This window comes from Bacteroides gallinarum DSM 18171 = JCM 13658, from assembly GCF_000374365.1.
Lineage (GTDB): Bacteria > Bacteroidota > Bacteroidia > Bacteroidales > Bacteroidaceae > Bacteroides > Bacteroides gallinarum.
Genome location: NZ_KB894134.1, coordinates 34,009 through 56,932, shown reverse-complemented (window position 1 = coordinate 56,932; position 22,924 = coordinate 34,009). Strand labels below are relative to the sequence as shown.

The following is a 22,924-nucleotide window of genomic DNA, read 5'->3' as shown; positions in this document are numbered from 1 at the left end:
AGGTAATTCGGTAAGGAACCCTTCGTGAAAAGGGTTCTTTACCTTTTTGTGTATATATTTAAAATTAAGTTCTACAAATCCATTAACAGATGTCTTCAAATACTGTAAATCAAAGAGTTAATTTTGCTTCGACTAAGAATCCGCTGGAATATCCGGATTTCCTGGAAGTACAATTGAAGTCATTCAAAGACTTTTTACAACTGGATACCCCGCCCGAGAAACGTAAGAACGAGGGACTGTATAAAGTATTTGCTGAAAACTTCCCCATTGCCGATACAAGAAATAATTTTGTTCTTGAGTTTTTGGACTACTATATTGATCCGCCGCGTTATACCATAGACGAATGTATAGAGCGAGGGCTTACTTATAGTGTTCCCTTAAAGGCAAAATTAAAATTATATTGTACCGACCCCGACCACGAAGATTTTGATACGGTTATCCAGGATGTATTCCTGGGTCCGATTCCTTATATGACGGATAAAGCTACGTTCGTCATTAACGGTGCGGAACGTGTTGTCGTATCACAGCTTCACCGTTCACCGGGTGTATTCTTCGGTCAAAGCGTGCATGCCAACGGTACTAAGTTGTACTCTGCCCGTATCATCCCGTTCAAGGGGTCTTGGATTGAGTTTGCTACCGACATCAACAATGTCATGTACGCTTATATCGACCGTAAGAAGAAATTGCCGGTTACCACTTTGTTGAGGGCTATCGGTTTTGAGAATGACAAGGACATCCTCGAAATCTTCAACTTGGCGGAAGACGTGAAGGTGAACAAGACGAACCTCAAGAAGATTGTGGGACGTAAGTTGGCGGCACGTGTATTGAAAACATGGATTGAGGATTTTGTAGACGAAGATACCGGTGAGGTGGTTTCTATCGAGCGTAACGAAGTCGTTATCGACCGCGAAACCATAATCGAGCCGGAACATGTGGATATCATATTAGAGTCGGGCGTTCAGAACATCCTCGTACACAAGGAAGAACCGAACCAGTCTGACTACTCTATCATATATAACACGCTGCAGAAGGACCCGAGTAACTCGGAAAAAGAAGCGGTGCTTTACATCTACCGTCAGTTGCGTAATGCAGACCCGGCCGATGATGCCAGTGCACGCGAGGTTATCAACAATCTGTTCTTCTCGGAAAAGAGATATGACCTGGGCGATGTAGGCCGTTACCGTATCAACAAGAAGTTGAACCTGACGACGGACATGGATATCCGGGTTCTTACTAAAGAGGATATTATCGAGATTATCAAATATCTGATTGAGCTGATTAACTCGAAAGCGGATGTCGATGATATCGACCACTTGAGCAACCGCCGCGTACGTACGGTAGGCGAGCAGTTGTCCAATCAGTTCGCTATCGGTTTGGCTCGTATGTCGCGTACTATTCGCGAGCGTATGAATGTCCGTGACAATGAGGTGTTTACGCCGATTGACTTGATTAATGCCAAGACTATTTCTTCCGTAATCAATTCATTCTTCGGAACGAATGCCTTGTCCCAGTTCATGGACCAGACCAACCCGCTTGCCGAGATTACCCACAAGCGCCGTATGTCTGCTCTGGGTCCCGGCGGTCTGTCGCGTGAACGTGCCGGTTTCGAGGTGCGTGACGTACACTATACTCACTACGGCCGTCTTTGTCCTATCGAGACTCCGGAAGGTCCGAATATCGGTTTGATTTCTTCGCTTTGCGTATTCGCCAAGATTAACGAGCTCGGTTTCATCGAGACTCCGTACCGCAAGGTGGCTAACGGCAAGGTGGACCTTTCGGACGAGGGGCTGGTTTACCTTACCGCCGAGGAGGAAGAAGGAAAGATTATCGCCCAGGGTAATGCGCCTCTGAACGATGACGGTACTTTCGTCCGCGACAGGGTAAAATCCCGCCAGGATGCTGACTATCCGGTCGTAGCTCCCGACGAGGTTGAATTAATGGACGTGTCTCCCCAGCAGATTGCTTCTATTGCGGCATCTTTGATTCCGTTCCTGGAGCATGATGATGCCAACCGTGCATTGATGGGGTCGAACATGATGCGCCAGGCGGTTCCTTTGCTGAAGAGCGAAGCTCCGATTGTAGGTACAGGTATCGAACGCCAGCTTGCACGCGATTCCCGTACGCAGATTACTGCGGAGGGTGAAGGTGTAGTCGATTTCGTGGATGCTACGACTATCCGTATTCTGTACGACCGTACGGAGGAGGAGGAGTTCGTAAGTTTCGAGCCTGCACTGAAAGAATATACTATTCCTAAGTGGCGTCGTACCAACCAGAACATGACAATCGACCTTCGTCCTATTTGCGAAAAAGGCCAACGTGTAACGAAAGGACAGATTCTTACCGAGGGTTATTCTACCGAGCAGGGCGAGCTTGCCTTGGGTAAGAACTTGCTGGTGGCTTATATGCCTTGGAAGGGATATAACTATGAGGACGCTATCGTATTGAATGAACGTGTGGTTCGCGAAGACCTTCTGACTTCCGTCCATGTGGAAGAATATTCTTTGGAGGTCCGTGAAACGAAACGCGGTATGGAGGAGTTGACTTCCGATATTCCTAACGTAAGCGAGGAGGCTACCAAAGACTTGGATGAGAACGGTATCGTTCGTGTGGGTGCCCGTATCGAACCGGGCGATATCCTAATCGGTAAGATTACTCCGAAAGGGGAGTCCGACCCTTCTCCGGAAGAGAAATTGCTTCGTGCTATCTTCGGCGACAAGGCCGGCGATGTGAAGGATGCTTCTTTGAAAGCGTCGCCTTCCTTGAAAGGTGTGATTATCGGCAAGCGTTTGTTCTCGCGCGTTATCAAGACACGCAGTTCCAAGTTGGCAGACAAAGCATTGCTGCCGAAAATTGATGATGAATTCGACGGTAAGGTAGCCGATTTGAAGAAAATACTGGTGAACAAGCTTTTGAAGCTCACAGAGAGCTACACATCCGAGGGTGTGAAGGATTATATGGGAGCCGAGGTTATCAGTAAGGGCGCCAAGTTCTCCGCTTCGGATTTTAGCGATATGGACTTTACCGCCATTCAGTTGAGCAACTGGACGAAAGATGAACATACCAACGGGCTGATTCGTGCGTTGGTGATGAACTTTATCAAGAAATATAAAGAACTCGATGCGGAGTTGAAGCGCAAGAAGTTCGCTATCACTATCGGTGACGAGCTGCCTGCAGGTATCATTCAAATGGCTAAGGTTTACATCGCCAAGAAACGTAAAATCGGTGTCGGTGATAAAATGGCCGGCCGTCACGGTAACAAAGGTATCGTTTCCCGCGTGGTACGCCAGGAGGATATGCCGTTCCTTGCAGACGGTACTCCGGTAGATATCGTATTGAATCCGTTGGGTGTGCCTTCGCGTATGAACATCGGCCAGATATTCGAGGCGGTTTTGGGACGTGCCGGAAAGAAACTGGGTGTCAAATTCGCCACTCCTATCTTCGACGGCGCTACACTGGACGATTTGAACGAATGGACTGATAAAGCCGGTCTGCCCCGTTATGGCAAGACTACTTTGTACGACGGCGGTACTGGCGAGGCGTTCGAGCAGCAGGCTACGGTAGGTGTGACATATATGTTGAAACTCGGCCACATGGTTGAGGATAAGATGCACGCACGTTCTATCGGCCCGTACTCGCTTATTACGCAGCAGCCGTTGGGCGGTAAGGCGCAGTTCGGTGGCCAGCGTTTCGGAGAAATGGAGGTTTGGGCGCTGGAAGCATTCGGCGCTGCACACATTCTGCAGGAGATTCTGACTATCAAGTCTGATGATGTTGTGGGACGTTCCAAGGCTTACGAGGCAATTGTCAAAGGTGAGCCGATGCCTGCTCCGGGTATTCCTGAGTCGCTGAACGTATTGCTGCATGAGTTGAGAGGTTTGGGCTTGAGCATCAACTTAGAATAAATTGAAATTTGAGAATCGGGGTCGGAACATATTGTTTCTCGGCTCCCGGTTCTCGACTTATCAACATTTATTTTTCAATTTTTAATTCTCAATTATCAATATATATAAAAGTATGGCTTTTAGAAAAGATAACAAGATAAAGAGTAATTTCTCGAAAATCTCTATCGGTTTGGCTTCTCCCGAAGAAATCCTTGAGAATTCGAGTGGTGAAGTTTTAAAGCCTGAAACCATCAACTATCGTACGTATAAGCCAGAACGTGACGGTTTGTTCTGCGAGCGCATCTTCGGCCCTATCAAGGATTATGAGTGCCATTGCGGTAAGTACAAGCGCATCCGTTACAAAGGTATTGTCTGCGACCGTTGCGGTGTGGAAGTGACAGAAAAGAAGGTACGCCGTGAGCGTATGGGGCATATCCAACTGGTTGTGCCGGTAGCTCACATCTGGTATTTCCGTTCGCTTCCCAATAAAATCGGTTACTTGCTGGGGTTGCCTACCAAGAAACTCGATGCCATTATCTATTACGAGCGTTATGTGGTTATCCAGCCGGGCGTGTTGTCCGACGAGGTGGCACAGTTCGACTTGCTCGAAGAAGGAGAATACCTGGATTTGTTGGAAAAGTTGCCGAACGACAATCAGTACCTCGAAGATTCAGACCCCAATAAGTTCATTGCTAAAATGGGCGCCGAGGCCATTTACGATTTGCTGTCGCGCATTGACCTCGATTCTTTGTCTTACGAACTGCGTAACCGTGCAGGCAGCGATGCTTCGCAACAACGCAAGAGCGAGGCTTTGAAGCGTCTTCAGGTAGTCGAATCTTTCCGTGCATCGCGCGGACGCAACAAGCCCGAGTGGATGATTGTACGTATCGTGCCGGTTATCCCGCCCGAACTGCGCCCGTTGGTTCCGTTGGACGGAGGGCGTTTCGCTACTTCCGACTTGAACGACCTTTACCGTCGCGTTATCATCCGCAACAACCGCTTGAAGAGATTGATTGAAATCAAGGCTCCCGAAGTGATTTTGCGTAATGAAAAGCGTATGTTGCAGGAAGCTGTCGATTCATTGTTCGACAACTCCCGTAAGTCGAGTGCGGTAAAGACCGATGCCAACCGTCCTTTGAAGTCGCTTTCCGACAGTTTGAAGGGTAAGCAGGGACGTTTCCGCCAGAACTTGCTGGGTAAGCGCGTCGATTATTCTGCGCGTTCGGTAATCGTTGTCGGTCCGGAACTGAAAATGGGTGAGTGCGGTATTCCTAAACTTATGGCGGCAGAGCTTTACAAACCGTTTATTATCCGTAAGCTCATCGAGCGCGGTATCGTAAAGACGGTGAAAAGTGCCAAGAAGATTGTGGACCGCAAGGAACCTGTTATCTGGGACATCCTGGAGCATGTAATGAAAGGACATCCGGTGTTGTTGAACCGTGCTCCGACGCTTCACCGTCTGGGTATCCAGGCATTCCAGCCGAAGATGATTGAAGGTAAGGCAATCCAGTTGCACCCGTTGGCATGTACGGCATTCAATGCCGACTTCGACGGTGACCAGATGGCTGTTCACTTGCCTTTGAGCAACGAAGCTATTTTGGAAGCGCAAATGTTGATGCTCCAGTCTCATAACATCTTGAATCCTGCCAACGGTGCGCCTATTACAGTGCCTGCACAGGATATGGTACTCGGCTTGTACTACATCACCAAGTTGCGTAAGGGAGCTAAGGGCGAAGGGCTTACTTTCTACGGTCCCGAAGAAGCACTGATTGCTTATAACGAAGGCAAATGCGACATCCATGCACCTATCAGCGTAATCGTGAAAGATGTCGATGAAAACGGCAATGTGGTAGACAAGATGATGCACGATACTTCGGTAGGCCGTGTTATCGTAAACGAAATCGTTCCTGCCAAGGCTGGTTATATCAATACGATTATCTCCAAGAAGTCGCTCCGTGACATTATCAGCCACGTAATCAAAGTTTGTGGTGTGGCAGAGGCTGCCGAATTCCTCGACGGAATCAAGAACCTCGGTTACTACATGGCTTTCAAGGGCGGTCTTTCGTTCAACTTGGGCGATATTATCATCCCCGAGGAGAAAGAGGCGCTTGTACAGAAAGGTTACGAGGAGGTAGAGCAGGTAATCAACAATTATAACATGGGTTTCATCACCAACAATGAGCGTTACAACCAGGTAATCGATATTTGGACACATGTAAACTCGGAGTTGTCGAACATCCTGATGAAGACCATTTCGAGCGATGACCAGGGATTCAATTCCGTATACATGATGTTGGATTCCGGAGCCCGTGGTTCTAAGGAGCAGATTCGTCAGCTTTCCGGTATGCGCGGTTTGATGGCGAAGCCTCAGAAAGCAGGTGCCGAAGGCGGCCAGATTATCGAGAACCCGATTCTTTCTAACTTTAAGGAAGGTCTTTCCGTGTTGGAGTACTTTATCTCTACCCACGGTGCTCGTAAGGGTCTTGCCGATACGGCTTTGAAGACGGCCGATGCCGGATACCTGACCCGTCGTCTGGTCGATGTTTCCCACGATGTGATTATTAATGAAGAAGACTGCGGTACGCTTCGCGGATTGGTTTGTACGGCTTTGAAGAATAACGATGAGACAATCGCCACCCTGTACGAACGTATTCTGGGACGTGTGTCCGTGCATGATATAGTTCATCCTACAACCGGCGAGTTACTTGTTGCAGGTGGTGAGGAAATCACCGAGGCCATTGCACAGAAGATTGAAGACTCTCCGATTGAGAGCGTCGAAATCCGTTCTGTATTGACTTGCGAATCCAAGAAAGGTGTCTGTGCCAAGTGTTACGGACGTAACCTGGCTACCAGCCGCATGGTTCAGAAGGGCGAAGCTGTCGGCGTAATCGCTGCACAGTCTATCGGTGAGCCGGGTACGCAGTTGACGTTGCGTACATTCCACGCCGGTGGTACGGCAGCCAACATCGCTGCCAATGCAAGTATCGTTGCCAAGAATCCTTCCCGCCTGGAATTCGAAGAACTCCGTACGGTAGATGTTATCGACGAAGCAGGCGAACCTGCAAAAGTAGTGGTAGGCCGTTTGGCTGAAGTACGTTTCGTAGACGTCAATACGGGTATCGTACTTTCTACGCACAATGTTCCTTACGGTTCTACGCTTTATGCGGCCGACGGCGAAGTGGTAGAGAAAGGCAAGCTCATTGCCCGTTGGGACCCGTTCAACGCGGTTATCATTACCGAAGCTACCGGTAAGATTGAGTTTGAGGGTGTTATCGAGAACGTTACTTATAAGGTAGAGTCCGATGAGTCTACTGGTTTGCGTGAAATTATCATCATCGAGTCCAAGGACAAGACGAAAGTGCCTACCGCACACATTATGACCGAAGACGGCGAGCTTATCCGTACTTATAACCTCCCTGTGGGTGGCCACGTGGTGGTAGAGGACGGGCAGAAAGTAAAAGCCGGTGAAGTAATCGTGAAGATTCCGCGTGCCGTCGGTAAGGCGGGTGATATCACGGGTGGTCTTCCTCGTGTTACTGAGTTGTTCGAGGCACGTAATCCGTCTAACCCTGCTGTGGTTTCCGAAATCGACGGTGAGGTTACAATGGGTAAGGTGAAACGCGGTAACCGTGAAATCATCGTAACTTCCAAGGGCGGTGAGGTTAAGAAATATCTCGTACCGCTGTCCAAGCAGATTCTGGTACAGGAGAACGATTATGTACGCGCCGGTACGCCTTTGTCCGACGGTGCTATTACGCCTGCCGACATCCTTGCCATTAAAGGTCCTACTGCCGTACAGGAATATATCGTGAACGAAGTACAGGATGTTTACCGCTTGCAGGGTGTGAAGATTAACGATAAGCATTTCGAAATCATCGTCCGCCAGATGATGCGTAAGGTCGAAATCGACGAGCCGGGCGATACCCGCTTCCTGGAACAACAGGTAGTGGACAAGCTCGAGTTCATGGAAGAGAATGACCGTATCTGGGGCAAGAAGGTGGTAGTGGATGCCGGAGATTCTCAGAACCTGCAACCGGGGCAGATTGTTACCGCCCGTAAGTTGCGCGACGAGAATTCTATGTTGAAGCGCCGCGACTTGAAGCCTGTTACGGTACGCGATGCGGTTCCTGCTACTTCTACACAGATTCTTCAGGGTATTACCCGTGCTGCTTTGCAGACTTCGAGCTTCATGTCTGCCGCTTCCTTCCAGGAAACGACGAAGGTGCTTAACGAGGCTGCTATCAACGGTAAGGTAGACCGTCTGGAAGGTATGAAGGAGAACGTTATTTGCGGTCACCTGATTCCTGCCGGTACGGGACAGCGTGAATTTGATAAGATTATTGTCGGTTCGAAAGAGGAGTACGACCGTATGCTAGCCAACAAGAAAACGGTGCTCGACTATGCTGTTGATGATAAAGTAGAGGAATAATATTATGCTGCGTTAATACAATCAGTGAATTTTATAATGGAAGAAGAGGACTTTGTTAAAGGTTCTCTTCTTTTTTTTGTTTCTTGTATATCTAAGTTTCATTAGGGTGAAGGTATGGGATTTGGATGTTGCAATTCGATGCAGAGGTTTGTTTTGCAGGCTCCGGTTCTTTTTCTTCGTCTTATGCGTTTGTTTTTGTCCGGGAGTATTTTGCGTGTTCTGCATGAAAGGCGTATATTTGCTTCCTACATTATAATATGATGCATATATGGAAAATCAGGAAAATAATAACGGACAGTTGCAAATAGAACTGAAAGAAGAAGTGGCGCAGGGTACGTATGCCAATCTTGCCATTATCACTCATTCCAGTGCGGAGTTTATCGTGGATTTTGTAAGGGTAATGCCGGGTATGCCCAAAGCCGGAGTACAGTCGCGCATTGTATTGGCGCCCGAACATGCCAAACGTCTGCTGCGTGCACTCGAAGAGAATATCGTTAAATATGAGCGTGCTTTCGGGCCCATCCGCATGCCGGACGAACAACCGCTTCCGCCGTTGCCCAACATTAAGGGTGAAGCATAAAATCAAAAAAAAACTTGTAGTGCATTGATTATTCAAAACTTATTAGTATCTTTGCAGCCCAAAAGTGTATAGTTTTGAATTAATATAAACAATAATATATAATTAAAAACAATTAAAATGCCTACAATTCAGCAATTAGTAAGAAAAGGACGCGAGGTTTTGGTAGAGAAAAGTAAGTCTCCCGCCTTGGATTCTTGTCCTCAAAGACGTGGCGTTTGCGTGAGAGTGTACACTACCACTCCGAACAAACCGAATTCAGCTATGCGTAAAGTAGCTCGTGTACGTTTGACTAACGGTAAAGAGGTGAACTCTTATATACCGGGGGAAGGCCATAACTTGCAGGAGCACTCAATCGTATTGGTACGCGGCGGTCGTGTGAAAGACCTTCCGGGTGTACGTTATCACATCGTTCGTGGTACTTTGGATACCGCCGGTGTTGCTAACCGTACTCAAAGACGTTCTAAATACGGTGCTAAGCGTCCGAAACCGGGACAAGCTGCTCCCGCTAAGAAGAAATAATTAAGCGGCTAAACTGAAAACTGTAAAATTAAAAGTAATAACTTACGTTTTAGTTTGTTGGAAATGCTAAAGGTTGAGTAAATTCTCCGGAGGGGGAGTTGAAGAAAACAGAAGTAAACAGCCAAAAACGAAAAACATTATTCTTTCAGACAAATGAGAAAAGCAAAACCTAAAAAACGTATTATCCTTCCGGATCCCGTTTTTAACGATGTGAAAGTTTCCAAGTTCGTGAACCACTTGATGTACGACGGAAAGAAGAATACCTCTTATGAAATCTTCTATGCTGCTTTGGAAACAGTGAAGAACAAAATGCAGAATGAAGAGAAATCAGCTCTTGAAATCTGGAAAAAAGCTTTGGACAATGTGACTCCTCAAGTGGAAGTAAAGTCTCGCCGTGTAGGTGGTGCTACTTTCCAAGTTCCTACTGAAATCCGTCCTGACCGCAAGGAATCAATTTCTATGAAGAACTTGATTATCTTTGCCCGTAAACGTGGTGGTAAGTCAATGGCTGATAAGCTGGCTGCTGAAATCATGGATGCTTTCAATGAACAAGGCGGTGCTTTCAAACGTAAAGAAGATATGCACAGAATGGCAGAGGCCAACCGCGCATTTGCTCATTTCAGATTCTAATACTATAAGAGACTGACTAATCAAAGATTAAAAACTTAAAGTAAAAGGAATTAGAAAATGGCAAAGCATGATTTACATTTAACACGTAATATCGGTATCATGGCTCATATCGATGCCGGAAAAACGACAACCTCTGAACGTATTTTGTTTTATACGGGTTTGACCCACAAAATCGGTGAAGTTCACGACGGTGCCGCTACAATGGACTGGATGGAGCAGGAACAGGAGCGTGGTATTACTATTACTTCTGCTGCTACTACCACTCGTTGGCAATATGCCGGTAATACTTATAAAATCAACTTGATTGACACTCCGGGACACGTTGACTTTACTGCCGAGGTGGAACGTTCTCTGCGTATCCTCGACGGAGCTGTGGCTACCTACTGTGCAGTAGGTGGTGTTGAACCGCAATCTGAAACTGTTTGGCGTCAGGCTGACAAATATAATGTGCCGCGTATCGGTTACGTGAATAAAATGGACCGTTCGGGTGCTGACTTCTTCGAGGTTGTTCGTCAGATGAAGGATGTTTTGGGAGCTAATCCGTGCCCTATCGTTATACCTATCGGCGCAGAAGAAACTTTCAAGGGTTTGGTTGACCTTATCAAAATGAAAGCTATCTACTGGCATGATGAGACTATGGGTGCTGATTATTCTGTGGAAGAAATCCCGGCTAATCTGGTAGACGAAGCAAATGAATGGAGAGATAAGATGCTCGAAAAAGTTGCTGAGTTCGACGACGCTTTAATGGAGAAATATTTCGAAGACCCTTCTACTATCACAGAGGAGGAAATCTTGAGAGCTCTCCGTAATGCTACCGTGCAAATGGCAGTCGTTCCGATGCTGTGCGGTTCTTCATTCAAGAATAAGGGTGTACAGACATTGCTCGACTATGTTTGTGCATTCTTGCCTTCTCCGCTGGATACTCCGAATATCATAGGTACTAATCCTGAGACGGGTGCTGAAGAGGACCGCAGACCGGATGATGATGAGAAAACTGCTGCCTTGGCGTTCAAGATTGCAACCGACCCGTATGTAGGCCGTTTGACTTTCTTCCGCGTTTATTCCGGTAAGATTGAAGCAGGTTCTTATATTTACAACTCTCGTTCCGGTAAGAAAGAGCGTGTTTCCCGTCTGTTCCAGATGCACTCGAACAAGCAGAATCCTGTTGAGGTGATTGGAGCCGGTGATATTGGTGCAGGGGTAGGTTTCAAAGATATCCATACGGGCGATACGCTGTGTGACGAGACTGCACCGATTGTATTGGAATCTATGGACTTCCCCGAACCGGTAATCGGTATCGCAGTTGAGCCTAAGACTCAGAAGGATATGGATAAGCTGTCCAACGGTTTGGCTAAATTGGCTGAAGAAGACCCGACGTTTACGGTTAAGACTGACGAACAGACAGGTCAGACGGTTATCTCCGGTATGGGTGAGCTTCATTTGGATATCATCATCGACCGTCTGAAACGTGAGTTCAAGGTTGAATGTAACCAGGGTAAGCCGCAGGTTAACTATAAGGAGGCTATTACGAAGACTGTTAACTTGCGCGAAGTTTACAAGAAACAGTCTGGTGGTCGTGGTAAGTTTGCAGATATTATCGTGAACATCGGTCCGGTCGATGAGGACTTTACTCAGGGCGGCTTGCAGTTTGTCGATGAAGTGAAGGGTGGTAACATCCCTAAGGAATTCATCCCGTCTGTGCAGAAAGGCTTTACGACTGCAATGAAGAACGGTGTATTGGCAGGATATCCGCTGGATTCACTGAAAGTGACTCTGATTGACGGTTCTTTCCACCCGGTTGACTCTGACCAGTTGTCATTCGAAATCTGTGCTATCCAGGCATATAAGAATGCTTGTGCTAAGGCAGGTCCGGTACTTATGGAGCCTATCATGAAGCTGGAGGTTGTTACTCCGGAGGAAAACATGGGTGATGTTATCGGTGACTTGAATAAGCGTCGCGGTCAGGTGGAAGGTATGGAATCGAGCCGCTCCGGTGCCCGTATCGTGAAGGCAATGGTTCCGCTGGCAGAAATGTTCGGCTACGTAACGGCGTTGCGTACTATCACTTCCGGTCGTGCAACTTCTTCAATGGTGTACTCTCACCATGCCCAGGTTTCCAATTCTATTGCTAAGGCAGTATTGGAAGAAGTGAAAGGTCGTACAGACTTAATCTGATAAAATAACTGAAGTCCGTAGGTTAGCGAATGACTCTTAACCTACGGAACTTTATCTTATATAATAACACTATTAATAATTAAGACAGTAATGAGTCAAAAAATTAGAATCAAACTGAAATCTTACGACCACAACTTGGTTGACAAATCGGCTGAGAAGATTGTAAGAACGGTGAAGACAACGGGCGCTATCGTTAGCGGTCCGATTCCTCTTCCTACGCATAAGCGTATCTTTACCGTAAACCGTTCGACTTTCGTTAACAAGAAGTCGCGTGAACAATTCGAGCTCTCTTCTTATAAGAGACTGATTGACATCTATAGCTCAACAGCTAAGACTGTAGACGCTCTGATGAAGTTGGAGTTACCGAGTGGTGTGGAAGTAGAAATCAAAGTGTAAGTATTAAAAATTAAGTGAAATGCCAGGATTATTAGGAAAAAAAATCGGAATGACATCCGTTTTCAGTGCCGAGGGTAAGAATGTACCATGCACTGTTATCGAAGCAGGTCCTTGTGTTGTTACTCAAGTGAAAACTGTAGAAAAGGACGGCTATGAAGCTGTTCAGTTGGGTTTCCAGGACAAAAAGGAAAAACACACTACAAAGCCTCTCATGGGGCACTTCAAGAAAGCTGGAGTAACTCCCAAGAAACACTTGGCTGAGTTCAAAGAATTTGAGAAAGAGTTGAATCTGGGTGATACTGTTACCGTAGAGTTGTTCGAAGGCGTTGATTTTGTCGACGTTGTAGGTACTTCTAAAGGTAAGGGTTTCCAGGGTGTTGTGAAACGCCATGGTTTCGGTGGTGTAGGTCAGACTACTCACGGTCAGCACAACCGTGCTCGTAAGCCGGGTTCTATCGGTGCTTGTTCTTACCCTGCAAAGGTATTTAAAGGTATGCGTATGGGTGGACAGCTTGGCGGAGACAGGGTAACTGTTCAAAACCTGCAAGTATTAAAAGTAATCGCGGAGCACAATCTTCTTTTAATTAAAGGTTCTGTTCCTGGTTGCAAAGGTTCAATCGTAATAATTGAGAAATAATGGAAGTTAACGTATATAACATTAAAGGTGAAGACACTGGGAGAAAGATTACGTTAAACGAGTCTATCTTCGGAATTGAGCCCAACGACCACGCTATCTACTTGGACGTTAAACAGTTTATGGCTAACCAGCGTCAGGGTACACATAAATCAAAGGAAAGAAGTGAAATCAGCGGTTCTACTCGTAAAATCGGTCGTCAGAAAGGCGGCGGCGGTGCACGTCGTGGTGACATGAACTCACCGGTACTTGTAGGTGGTGGACGCGTATTCGGTCCGAAACCGAGAGATTATTACTTCAAGCTGAATAAGAAAGTAAAGGCTTTGGCACGTAAGTCGGCTTTGGCATATAAGGCTCAGAATAATGCTATCGTTGTAGTGGAGGACTTCAATTTTGAAGCTCCTAAGACGAAAGATTTTGTTGCTATGACAAAAAATCTTAAAGTTTCTGATAAAAAGCTGCTTATGATTTTACCGGAAGCAAATAAAAACGTATATTTGTCGGCTCGTAACGTGAAAGGTGCTAATGTGCAGACTATCTCAGGGTTAAATACTTACAGAGTATTGGACGCCGGAGTTGTTGTGTTTACTGAAAGCGCACTTCCTGCTATCGACAATATCTTAATGTAAAAAGGAGGCTTAAATAATGGGAATTATTATTAAACCGTTAGTGACAGAGAAAATGACTGCAATTACTGATAAGGCGAACAATCGTTTCGGCTTTATCGTGCGTCCTGAAGCTAATAAACTGGAAATTAAGAACGAAGTTGAAGCCCTTTACAACGTTACCGTAGTTGATGTGAACACAATTCGTTATGCCGGCAAGAACAAAAGCCGTTATACACGTGCAGGTATCATCAATGGACGTACAAATGCATATAAGAAAGCTGTTGTTACGTTGAAAGAAGGAGATACTATTGATTTTTATAGTAATATTTAAAAGAAATGGCAGTACGTAAATTTAAGCCCACAACACCGGGGCAAAGACATAAAATTATTGGTACTTTCGAAGAGATTACTGCACGAGTACCAGAAAAGTCTCTTGTATTTGGTAAGAAATCTACCGGTGGTCGTAACAATACCGGTAAAATGACCATGCGCTACATCGGTGGCGGTAGTAAGAAGGTTATTCGTATCGTAGACTTCAAGAGAAATAAAGACGGTGTACCTGCAGTGGTTAAAACAATTGAATACGACCCGAACCGTTCGGCACGTATCGCTCTGTTGTTTTATGCAGATGGTGAAAAAAGATATATTATTGCTCCCAATGGATTGCAAGTTGGTGCGACTTTAATGTCTGGTGAAAATGCTGCTCCGGAAATCGGTAATGCACTTCCGCTTCAGAATATTCCGGTCGGTACTGTAATTCATAATATCGAATTACGTCCGGGCCAGGGTGCTGCTTTGGTTCGTTCGGCCGGTAATTTCGCTCAGTTGACTTCAAGAGAAGGTAAATACTGCGTTATCAAGTTGCCTTCTGGTGAGGTTCGTCAGATTCTCAGTACATGTAAGGCTACTATCGGTAGCGTTGGTAACTCAGATCATGGATTGGAAAGTTCAGGTAAGGCTGGACGTTCTCGTTGGTTAGGACGTCGTCCGCGTAACCGTGGTGTTGTTATGAACCCGGTTGACCATCCGATGGGTGGTGGTGAAGGACGTGCTTCAGGAGGACACCCGAGATCTCGTAAGGGATTGTATGCTAAGGGTCTTAAGACAAGAGCTCCGAAGAAACAATCGTCTAAGTATATTATTGAGAGAAGAAAGAAGTAATCTGATTAATTGAGTAAATTATGAGTCGTTCATTAAAAAAAGGTCCGTATATTAACGTTAAGCTTGAGAAAAAAGTGCTTGCCATGAATGAATCGGGCAAGAAAGTGGTAGTTAAGACTTGGGCCAGAGCTTCAATGATTTCGCCTGATTTCGTAGGCCATACTGTTGCAGTTCACAATGGAAATAAATTTATTCCTGTTTATGTTACCGAAAATATGGTAGGACACAAGTTGGGCGAATTCGCCCCAACTCGTACATTCAGAGGACACGCTGGTAACAAGAAGAAATAAAACAGGATTTATCTGAAATAATAAAGTAATAATATAATGGGAGCAAGAAAAAAAATATCGGCTGAAAAAAGAAAAGAAGCCCTTAAGACCATGTATTTTGCGAAATTGCAAAATGTTCCTACTTCCCCCCGTAAAATGCGTCTCGTGGCTGACATGATTCGTGGGATGGAGGTGAACAGAGCACTCGGTGTTTTGAAGTTCTCCTCAAAGGAGGCTGCCGCCAGAGTGGAAAAATTGCTGCGCTCTGCAATTGCTAACTGGGAACAGAAAAACGAACGTAAAGCTGAAAGCGGCGAGTTATTCGTAACCAAGATTTTTGTTGATGGGGGTGCTACGCTCAAGAGAATGAGACCGGCTCCGCAGGGTAGAGGTTACAGAATCCGCAAACGTTCAAACCACGTAACGTTGTTCGTTGGTTCTAAAAGTAATAACGAAGATCAAAATTAAGGTAAATGGGACAAAAAGTTAATCCAATAAGCAACCGTTTAGGAATTATCAGAGGATGGGATTCCAATTGGTATGGTGGAAAGAATTACGGCGACTCTTTGCTGGAAGATAGCAAGATTCGTAAATATCTGAACGCTCGTCTTGCTAAAGCAAGTGTTTCAAGAATTGTAATCGAACGTACACTGAAACTCGTGACTATTACCGTTTGTACAGCACGTCCGGGTATTATTATCGGTAAGGGTGGCCAGGAAGTTGATAAGTTGAAGGAAGAGTTGAAGAAGGTTACCGATAAAGATATCCAGATTAATATCTTCGAAGTGAAAAGACCTGAGTTGGATGCTGTTATCGTGGCTAATAACATCGCTCGCCAGGTAGAAGGTAAAATCGCCTACCGCCGCGCTATCAAAATGGCTATCGCCAATACTATGCGTATGGGTGCGGAAGGAATTAAGATTCAAATTTCAGGACGTTTGAATGGTGCGGAAATGGCCCGTTCTGAAATGTATAAGGAAGGAAGAACTCCGTTGCACACTTTCAGGGCAGACATTGACTATTGTCATGCGGAAGCATTGACTAAAGTCGGTCTTCTCGGTATTAAAGTTTGGATTTGTAGAGGTGAAGTTTATGGTAAGAGAGAGTTGGCTCCGAACTTTACACAAAGCAAAGAAAGTGGTCGTGGAAGCAATAGCGGAAACAATGGCGGAAAGAACTTCAAAAGAAAGAAAAATAATCGCTAACGAATTTGATTTTTAGGAATTATGTTACAACCGAAAAAGACAAAATTCAGAAGACAACAAAAAGGCCGTCAAAAAGGTAATGCCCAAAGAGGAAACCAGTTGGCTTTCGGTTCTTTTGGTATTAAGGCCTTGGAGACGAAGTGGATTACAGGCCGTCAGATTGAAGCTGCGCGTATTGCAGTGACAAGATATATGCAACGTCAAGGACAGATTTGGATTCGCATTTTTCCGGATAAACCTATTACAAGAAAACCTGCTGATGTACGTATGGGTAAAGGTAAGGGTGCGCCGGAAGGATTCGTTGCTCCTGTTACACCGGGTAGAATTATTATCGAAGCAGAAGGAGTATCTTATGAAATCGCAAAAGAGGCTTTGCGCTTAGCTGCACAGAAGCTTCCTATCACAACTAAGTTTGTGGTTAGACGTGATTATGATATCCAAAATCAAAATGCGTAAGAAGTATGAAAATTGCAGAAATTAAAGAAATGACTACCAATGACTTGGTAGAGAGAGTAGAAGCAGAAATGGCTAATTATAGCCAAATGGTTTTAAATCATTCTATTTCTCCTTTGGATAATCCTGCTCAAATCAAACAATTACGCAGGACTATTGCGCGTATGAAAACGGAATTACGCCAAAGAGAACTTAACAATAAATGATGAGCTTGATGGAAGCAAGAAATTTAAGAAAAGAAAGAACCGGGGTTGTGCTGAGCAATAAGATGGATAAGACCATTACCGTTGCAGCTAAATTTAAGGAGAAACACCCCATATATGGTAAGTTCGTTAGTAAGACGAAGAAATACCATGCTCATGATGAAAAGAATGAGTGCAATATCGGCGATACTGTACACATCATGGAAACTCGTCCTTTGAGCAAGACTAAGAGATGGAGATTGGTAGAAATAATTGAAAGAGCTAAGAAATTATGATACAAGTAGAATCCAGACTTACAGTATGTGATAATAGTGGGGCAAAAGAGGCTCTTTGTATCCGCGTTTTAGGGGGTACAGGTCGTCGCTATGCTTCAGTAGGGGACGTGATTGTCGTTTCTGTAAAGAGCGTTATCCCTTCAAGTGATATTAAAAAAGGTGCAGTGTCTAAGGCTTTGATTGTACGTACTAAGAAAGAAATCCGTCGTGCTGACGGCTCTTATATACGTTTTGATGATAATGCTTGCGTGTTGCTGAACAATGCAGGTGAAATTAGAGGTAGTCGTATTTTCGGTCCGGTAGCTCGTGAACTTCGTGCTGCTAACATGAAAGTCGTGTCACTCGCTCCTGAAGTACTTTAATTTTGTAAAAGATTTAAGTAATGAGTAAATTACATATTAAAAAAGGCGATACAGTTTACGTAAATTCTGGTGAAGACAAAGGTAAGACTGGTCGTGTATTGAAGGTTCTTGTTGATAAAAAACGTGCAATCGTTGAGGGTATCAACATGGTGTCTAAGAGCACAAAACCGAATGCAAAGAACCCGCAAGGTGGTATCGTGAAGCAGGAAGCTTCTATCCACATTTCAAACTTGAACCCGGTTGACCCAAAAACTGGCAAAGCAACGCGTGTTGGTAGAAAATTAAGTGCTGACGGCACTTTAGTGCGTTATTCTAAAAAATCAGGAGAGGAGATTAAGTAATGAGTAATACTGCTAGCCTTAAGAAAGAATATGCAGAGCGTATTGCGCCTGCATTGAAATCACAGTTCCAGTATTCTTCTTCAATGCAGGTACCCGTACTTAAGAAGATTGTTATCAATCAGGGGTTAGGTATGGCCGTTGCTGATAAGAAGATTATCGAAGTGGCAATTAATGAGATGACTGCTATTACCGGCCAGAAAGCCGTTGCAACCATTTCTCGTAAAGATATCGCTAACTTTAAGTTGCGTAAGAAAATGCCGATTGGTGTTATGGTAACTTTACGCCGCGAGAGAATGTACGAATTCCTTGAAAAGTTGGTTCGTGTAGCTCTGCCGCGTATTCGCGACTTCAAAGGTATCGAAAGTAAATTCGATGGTAAAGGAAATTATACCCTTGGTATTCAGGAGCAAATCATTTTCCCTGAAATTAATATCGATAGTATTACCAGAATTCTCGGAATGAATATTACCTTTGTAACCTCTGCGAAAACAGATGAGGAAGGTTATGCCTTGTTGAAAGAATTCGGTTTACCGTTTAAGAACGCTAAAAAAGATTGATAATATGGCAAAGGAATCAATGAAAGCACGTGAAGTAAGACGTGCCAAATTAGTAGCCAAGTATGCCGAGAAAAGAGCTGCATTGAAGCAAATCGTTAGAACAGGCGACCCTGCCGAAGCTTTTGAAGCTGCACAGAAATTGCAGGAGTTGCCTAAGAATTCTAATCCGATTCGTATGCATAATCGTTGTAAGTTGACAGGTCGTCCTAAAGGATATATCCGTCAATTCGGTATCTCCAGAATCCAGTTCCGTGAGATGGCATCCAACGGTCTTATTCCAGGTGTAAAGAAAGCAAGCTGGTAATTTTTGTTTTTTAAATATTGTCAGGGCAGTCCTGATTAATTTAATTTATTTTTATATGACTGATCCAATAGCAGATTATTTGACGAGGTTGCGGAACGCTATTCAAGCAAAGCACAGAGTGGTTGAAGTTCCCGCTTCAAACTTGAAAAAAGAAATCACTAAGATTCTTTTTGAGAAAGGCTACATCCTTAATTACAAGTTTGTAGAAGATGGTCCTCAAGGTACTATTAAGGTTGCCTTGAAGTATGACCCGGTAAACAAAGTTAACGCTATCAAGAAACTGGAAAGAATTTCTTCTCCGGGTATGCGTAAATATACCGGTTACAAAGATATGCCGCGAGTTATTAATGGTTTGGGTATTGCTATAATATCTACTTCCAAAGGTGTAATGACCAACAAAGAAGCCGCTGATTTGAAAATCGGTGGTGAAGTTTTGTGTTATGTATATTAATAGGAGGAATAAGCAATGTCAAGAATAGGAAAATTACCCATTAGTATTCCCGCTGGAGTAACGGTTACTCTTAAGGATAATGTGGTTACCGTAAAGGGGCCCAAAGGCGAAATGAGCCAATATGTAAATCCTGCTATCAATGTTGCCATCGAAGAAGGTCATGTCGTTTTGGCAGAGAATGAAAGTGCAATGCTCGATAATCCGAAGCAGAAACATGCGTTTCACGGCCTGTACCGTTCATTGGTTCACAACATGGTTGTTGGTGTATCAGAAGGATATAAGAAAGAATTGGAGCTTGTCGGCGTAGGTTACCGTGCCTCCAATCAAGGTAATATTATTGAATTGAACTTGGGTTATACACACAGCATCTTTATTCAGTTGCCTGCTGAAATCAAGGTGGAAACCAAGTCTGAGAGAAATAAGAATCCTCTTATCATTTTGGAGTCTTGCGACAAGCAGTTGCTCGGTCAAGTTTGCTCTAAAATACGTTCTTTCCGTAAGCCTGAACCGTATAAAGGTAAAGGTATTAAGTTTGTTGGCGAAGAAATTCGTAGAAAGTCTGGTAAATCGGCCGGTGCTAAATAATCATTTAAATTGATAGTATTATGACAACAAAAATAGAAAGACGTATTAAGATTAAATATAGAGTACGCAATAAGATTTCAGGTACAGCTGAATGTCCGCGTATGAGTGTGTTTAGAAGTAACAAGCAGATTTATGTTCAGATTATCGACGATTTGTCCGGTAAGACTTTAGCTGCCGCTTCTTCTTTGGGCATGACTGAAAAGATGCCTAAGAAAGAGCAAGCTGCTAAGGTAGGTGAACTGATTGCTAAGAAAGCTCAGGAAGCAGGTATAACTACTGTTGTTTTCGACCGTAATGGTTACTTGTATCATGGGAGAGTAAAAGAGGTGGCTGATGCTGCTCGTAACGGTGGACTTAAATTTTAATCATTATGGCAGGACTTAATAATAGAGTTAAAATTACAAACGATATAGAACTGAAAGACAGACTGGTTGCTATTAATCGTGTGACTAAGGTAACCATAGGTGGTAGAACTTTTAGTTTCTCTGCTATTGTGGTAGTAGGAAATGAAGAAGGTATCATCGGCTGGGGACTTGGTAAAGCCGGTGAAGTAACTGCAGCTATTGCTAAAGGTGTTGAAGCTGCAAAGAAAAACCTGACGAGAGTGCCTGTTTTGAAAGGCACGGTTCCTCACGAACAGTCTGCTAAGTTTGGCGGTGCTGAAGTATTCATCAAGCCGGCTTCTCACGGTACTGGTGTTGTGGCAGGTGGTGCAATGCGTGCAGTGCTTGAAAGTGTCGGTGTAACGGACGTTTTGGCTAAGTCAAAAGGTTCTTCCAACCCGCACAACCTGGTGAAAGCTACTATCTTGGCATTGAGCGAAATGCGTGATGCCCGTATGGTTGCCCAGAACAGAGGAGTTAGTATGGAAAAAGTATTTAGAGGATAAGGAGGAAGAATATGTCGACTATAAAGATTAAACAAGTTAAAAGTAGAATTGGTGCTCCGGCTGATCAGAAAAGAACTCTCGATGCACTGGGACTTCATAAGCTGAATCGTGTGGTTGAACACGAATGCACTCCTTCAATTCTTGGAATGGTGGATAAGGTTAAACACTTGGTTACCATTGTTAAGTAATTATTTGTTGAATATAAAACGAATTACAATATGAACTTAAGTAATTTAAAACCTGCAGAGGGGGCTACTAAAACAAGAAAGAGAATCGGACGCGGTCCGGGTTCGGGCTTGGGAGGTACTTCTACCAGAGGTCATAAAGGAGCTAAATCAAGGTCTGGATACTCTAAGAAAATCGGTTTTGAAGGTGGTCAGATGCCTCTTCAACGTCGTGTTCCTAAGTTTGGCTTTAAAAATATCAACCGTGTAGAGTATAAGGCCATCAACTTGGATACGATTCAGAAACTGGCTGAAGCTAAGAATCTGCAGACTGTAGGTATCAATGACTTTATCGCTGCTGGTTTCATCTCTTCAAGCCAGTTGGTAAAAGTATTAGGTAACGGAACTTTGACTGCTAAGTTGGATGTACAAGCACATGCATTCTCCAAGACTGCTGTTGCTGCCATCGAAGCTGCTGGTGGACAAGTAGTAAAACTCTAATTCGATGAGAAAAGCTATTGAAACATTAAAGAATATATGGAAAATTGAGGATCTGAGACAACGGATCCTCATTACCATATTGTTTGTGGCAATTTACCGTTTCGGTTCGTATGTTGTATTGCCGGGTATCAATCCGTCGATGCTGACACAATTGCATCAACAAACAAGCGAGGGTCTTTTAGCCTTGTTAAACATGTTTTCTGGAGGAGCATTCTCTAATGCATCCATTTTTGCATTGGGTATCATGCCTTATATCTCCGCTTCCATTGTAATTCAGTTGCTGGGTATTGCGGTACCGTATTTCCAGAAATTGCAGCGCGAAGGTGAGAGTGGCAGAAGAAAAATGAATCAGTATACTCGTTACTTAACGATTATTATTCTTTTGGTTCAGGCTCCTTCTTATTTGCTCAATCTTAAAATGCAGGCTGGTCCTTCCTTAAATGCTTCATTAGATTGGACTCTGTTTATGCTTACTTCTACCATTATATTGGCGGCTGGAAGTATGTTTATTTTGTGGCTTGGTGAGAGAATTACAGACAAAGGAATCGGTAATGGTATCTCCTTGATTATTATGGTGGGTATTATTGCCCGTTTGCCGCAGTCCTTATTCCAGGAATTGATTTCCCGTATGACCGATAAGACCGGTGGTTTGGTAATGTTCCTGATTGAACTCGTAGTTTTGTTGCTTGTGATTGCATTTGCCATTCTTCTGGTGCAGGGTACAAGAAAAATTCCTGTTCAATATGCAAAGAAAATTGTTGGTAACAAGCAGTACGGCGGTGCAAGACAGTACATTCCTTTGAAAGTAAATGCAGCTAACGTGATGCCTATCATCTTTGCTCAGGCAATCATGTTTATTCCTATTACTCTCGTAGGATTTTCGAATGTAAATAATGCGAGCGGTTTCATACATGCGTTAACTGATCATACAAGCTTTTGGTATAATTTGATTTTTGCGGTATTGATTATACTGTTTACGTATTTCTATACTGCGATTACCATTAACCCGACTCAGATGGCTGAAGATATGAAGAGAAATAACGGCTTCATTCCGGGTATCAAACCGGGAAAGCAAACCGCTGAGTACATTGACGTGATTATGTCACGTATTACTCTGCCGGGTTCTTTCTTCTTGGCTTTGGTGGCTATTATGCCGGCATTTGCCGGTATATTCGGTGTAAAGGCCGAGTTTGCTCAATTCTTCGGTGGTACGTCTTTGTTAATTCTTGTAGGTGTGGTCCTCGATACTCTCCAGCAGGTTGAAAGTCATTTGTTGATGAGACACTATGACGGTTTGCTGAAATCCGGGCGTATTAAAGGCCGTAGCGGTACAGTAGCTGCGTATTAATCTT

Annotated in this window: 28 protein-coding genes; all 28 read left to right on the top strand. The window is 44.3% G+C overall.

Annotated features, from left to right (window positions below; all coding sequences use genetic code 11):
• Window positions 1-89 precede the first annotated feature (89 nt).
• Window positions 90-3,902 carry a DNA-directed RNA polymerase subunit beta gene (gene rpoB, locus C233_RS0112390; RefSeq protein ID WP_018667896.1) on the top strand — a complete coding sequence of 1,271 codons (3,813 nt, stop codon included), beginning with the start codon at window positions 90-92 and terminating at the stop codon, window positions 3,900-3,902.
• Between the two features lie 112 nt (window positions 3,903-4,014).
• On the top strand, window positions 4,015-8,310 hold the full coding sequence (rpoC, locus tag C233_RS0112385) for a DNA-directed RNA polymerase subunit beta' (protein WP_018667895.1): 4,296 nt from the start codon (window positions 4,015-4,017) through the stop codon (window positions 8,308-8,310).
• Window positions 8,311-8,578: 268 nt separating this feature from the next.
• Window positions 8,579-8,890, top strand: coding sequence for a DUF3467 domain-containing protein (locus C233_RS0112375; RefSeq protein ID WP_018667893.1), 312 nt, complete (start codon window positions 8,579-8,581; stop codon window positions 8,888-8,890).
• Window positions 8,891-9,007: 117 nt separating this feature from the next.
• Complete coding sequence (gene rpsL / locus C233_RS0112370; protein WP_025068788.1) at window positions 9,008-9,409, top strand: 30S ribosomal protein S12; 402 nt, start codon at window positions 9,008-9,010, stop codon at window positions 9,407-9,409.
• Window positions 9,410-9,562: 153 nt separating this feature from the next.
• Entirely contained in the window at window positions 9,563-10,039 is a 477-nt protein-coding gene (gene rpsG, locus C233_RS0112365) for a 30S ribosomal protein S7 (protein WP_005656559.1), read from the top strand.
• Between the two features lie 57 nt (window positions 10,040-10,096).
• The gene (gene fusA, locus C233_RS0112360) at window positions 10,097-12,214 is read left to right on the top strand and encodes an elongation factor G (protein ID WP_018667891.1); all 2,118 of its coding nucleotides are present in this window, start codon (window positions 10,097-10,099) and stop codon (window positions 12,212-12,214) included.
• Between the two features lie 90 nt (window positions 12,215-12,304).
• Window positions 12,305-12,610: a 30S ribosomal protein S10 gene (gene rpsJ / locus C233_RS0112355; RefSeq protein ID WP_004291244.1), complete on the top strand. Its 306-nt coding sequence runs from the start codon at window positions 12,305-12,307 to the stop codon at window positions 12,608-12,610.
• A gap of 19 nt (window positions 12,611-12,629) precedes the next feature.
• Window positions 12,630-13,247, top strand: coding sequence for a 50S ribosomal protein L3 (gene rplC, locus C233_RS0112350; RefSeq protein WP_025068789.1), 618 nt, complete (start codon window positions 12,630-12,632; stop codon window positions 13,245-13,247).
• Window positions 13,247-13,873, top strand: coding sequence for a 50S ribosomal protein L4 (rplD, locus tag C233_RS0112345; RefSeq protein ID WP_018667889.1), 627 nt, complete (start codon window positions 13,247-13,249; stop codon window positions 13,871-13,873). The genes rplC and rplD overlap by 1 nt, the downstream gene beginning before the upstream one ends.
• 16 nt (window positions 13,874-13,889) lie before the next feature.
• Complete coding sequence (gene rplW, locus C233_RS0112340) at window positions 13,890-14,183, top strand: 50S ribosomal protein L23 (RefSeq protein ID WP_004291238.1); 294 nt, start codon at window positions 13,890-13,892, stop codon at window positions 14,181-14,183.
• 5 nt (window positions 14,184-14,188) lie between these two features.
• Window positions 14,189-15,013 carry a 50S ribosomal protein L2 gene (gene rplB / locus C233_RS0112335; protein WP_018667887.1) on the top strand — a complete coding sequence of 275 codons (825 nt, stop codon included), beginning with the start codon at window positions 14,189-14,191 and terminating at the stop codon, window positions 15,011-15,013.
• A 20-nt stretch (window positions 15,014-15,033) separates the two neighbouring features.
• The gene (gene rpsS, locus C233_RS0112330; RefSeq protein ID WP_002558070.1) at window positions 15,034-15,303 is read left to right on the top strand and encodes a 30S ribosomal protein S19; all 270 of its coding nucleotides are present in this window, start codon (window positions 15,034-15,036) and stop codon (window positions 15,301-15,303) included.
• Window positions 15,304-15,339: 36 nt separating this feature from the next.
• Window positions 15,340-15,750: a 50S ribosomal protein L22 gene (gene rplV / locus C233_RS0112325; protein ID WP_004291236.1), complete on the top strand. Its 411-nt coding sequence runs from the start codon at window positions 15,340-15,342 to the stop codon at window positions 15,748-15,750.
• A 5-nt stretch (window positions 15,751-15,755) separates the two neighbouring features.
• Window positions 15,756-16,487: a 30S ribosomal protein S3 gene (rpsC, locus tag C233_RS0112320; RefSeq protein WP_005656540.1), complete on the top strand. Its 732-nt coding sequence runs from the start codon at window positions 15,756-15,758 to the stop codon at window positions 16,485-16,487.
• Window positions 16,488-16,508: 21 nt separating this feature from the next.
• Complete coding sequence (gene rplP, locus C233_RS0112315; protein ID WP_004291234.1) at window positions 16,509-16,943, top strand: 50S ribosomal protein L16; 435 nt, start codon at window positions 16,509-16,511, stop codon at window positions 16,941-16,943.
• A 5-nt stretch (window positions 16,944-16,948) separates the two neighbouring features.
• On the top strand, window positions 16,949-17,146 hold the full coding sequence (gene rpmC, locus C233_RS0112310) for a 50S ribosomal protein L29 (protein WP_018667886.1): 198 nt from the start codon (window positions 16,949-16,951) through the stop codon (window positions 17,144-17,146).
• Window positions 17,143-17,418 carry a 30S ribosomal protein S17 gene (gene rpsQ / locus C233_RS0112305; protein WP_018667885.1) on the top strand — a complete coding sequence of 92 codons (276 nt, stop codon included), beginning with the start codon at window positions 17,143-17,145 and terminating at the stop codon, window positions 17,416-17,418. The genes rpmC and rpsQ overlap by 4 nt, the downstream gene beginning before the upstream one ends.
• The gene (rplN, locus tag C233_RS0112300) at window positions 17,415-17,780 is read left to right on the top strand and encodes a 50S ribosomal protein L14 (RefSeq protein WP_005656528.1); all 366 of its coding nucleotides are present in this window, start codon (window positions 17,415-17,417) and stop codon (window positions 17,778-17,780) included. Before rpsQ ends, rplN begins: the two co-directional genes overlap by 4 nt.
• Window positions 17,781-17,800: 20 nt before the next feature.
• The gene (gene rplX / locus C233_RS0112295) at window positions 17,801-18,121 is read left to right on the top strand and encodes a 50S ribosomal protein L24 (RefSeq protein WP_005656526.1); all 321 of its coding nucleotides are present in this window, start codon (window positions 17,801-17,803) and stop codon (window positions 18,119-18,121) included.
• Window positions 18,121-18,678, top strand: coding sequence for a 50S ribosomal protein L5 (gene rplE, locus C233_RS0112290; RefSeq protein WP_018667884.1), 558 nt, complete (start codon window positions 18,121-18,123; stop codon window positions 18,676-18,678). The genes rplX and rplE overlap by 1 nt, the downstream gene beginning before the upstream one ends.
• Window positions 18,679-18,682: 4 nt before the next feature.
• Window positions 18,683-18,982: a 30S ribosomal protein S14 gene (gene rpsN, locus C233_RS0112285; RefSeq protein WP_025068793.1), complete on the top strand. Its 300-nt coding sequence runs from the start codon at window positions 18,683-18,685 to the stop codon at window positions 18,980-18,982.
• 55 nt (window positions 18,983-19,037) lie between these two features.
• A complete protein-coding gene (gene rpsH / locus C233_RS0112280; RefSeq protein WP_018667882.1) occupies window positions 19,038-19,433 on the top strand; it encodes a 30S ribosomal protein S8 in 396 nt (131 codons plus the stop codon).
• 15 nt (window positions 19,434-19,448) lie between these two features.
• Window positions 19,449-20,018, top strand: coding sequence for a 50S ribosomal protein L6 (rplF, locus tag C233_RS0112275; RefSeq protein ID WP_018667881.1), 570 nt, complete (start codon window positions 19,449-19,451; stop codon window positions 20,016-20,018).
• A 20-nt stretch (window positions 20,019-20,038) separates the two neighbouring features.
• A complete protein-coding gene (gene rplR / locus C233_RS0112270) occupies window positions 20,039-20,383 on the top strand; it encodes a 50S ribosomal protein L18 (protein ID WP_025068795.1) in 345 nt (114 codons plus the stop codon).
• A 5-nt stretch (window positions 20,384-20,388) separates the two neighbouring features.
• A complete protein-coding gene (gene rpsE, locus C233_RS0112265) occupies window positions 20,389-20,907 on the top strand; it encodes a 30S ribosomal protein S5 (RefSeq protein WP_018667879.1) in 519 nt (172 codons plus the stop codon).
• An 11-nt stretch (window positions 20,908-20,918) separates the two neighbouring features.
• Window positions 20,919-21,095, top strand: coding sequence for a 50S ribosomal protein L30 (gene rpmD / locus C233_RS0112260; protein ID WP_004291222.1), 177 nt, complete (start codon window positions 20,919-20,921; stop codon window positions 21,093-21,095).
• A gap of 30 nt (window positions 21,096-21,125) precedes the next feature.
• The gene (rplO, locus tag C233_RS0112255) at window positions 21,126-21,572 is read left to right on the top strand and encodes a 50S ribosomal protein L15 (protein WP_018667878.1); all 447 of its coding nucleotides are present in this window, start codon (window positions 21,126-21,128) and stop codon (window positions 21,570-21,572) included.
• 4 nt (window positions 21,573-21,576) lie between these two features.
• Window positions 21,577-22,920: a preprotein translocase subunit SecY gene (secY, locus tag C233_RS0112250; RefSeq protein WP_005656513.1), complete on the top strand. Its 1,344-nt coding sequence runs from the start codon at window positions 21,577-21,579 to the stop codon at window positions 22,918-22,920.
• Window positions 22,921-22,924: the final 4 nt, after the last annotated feature.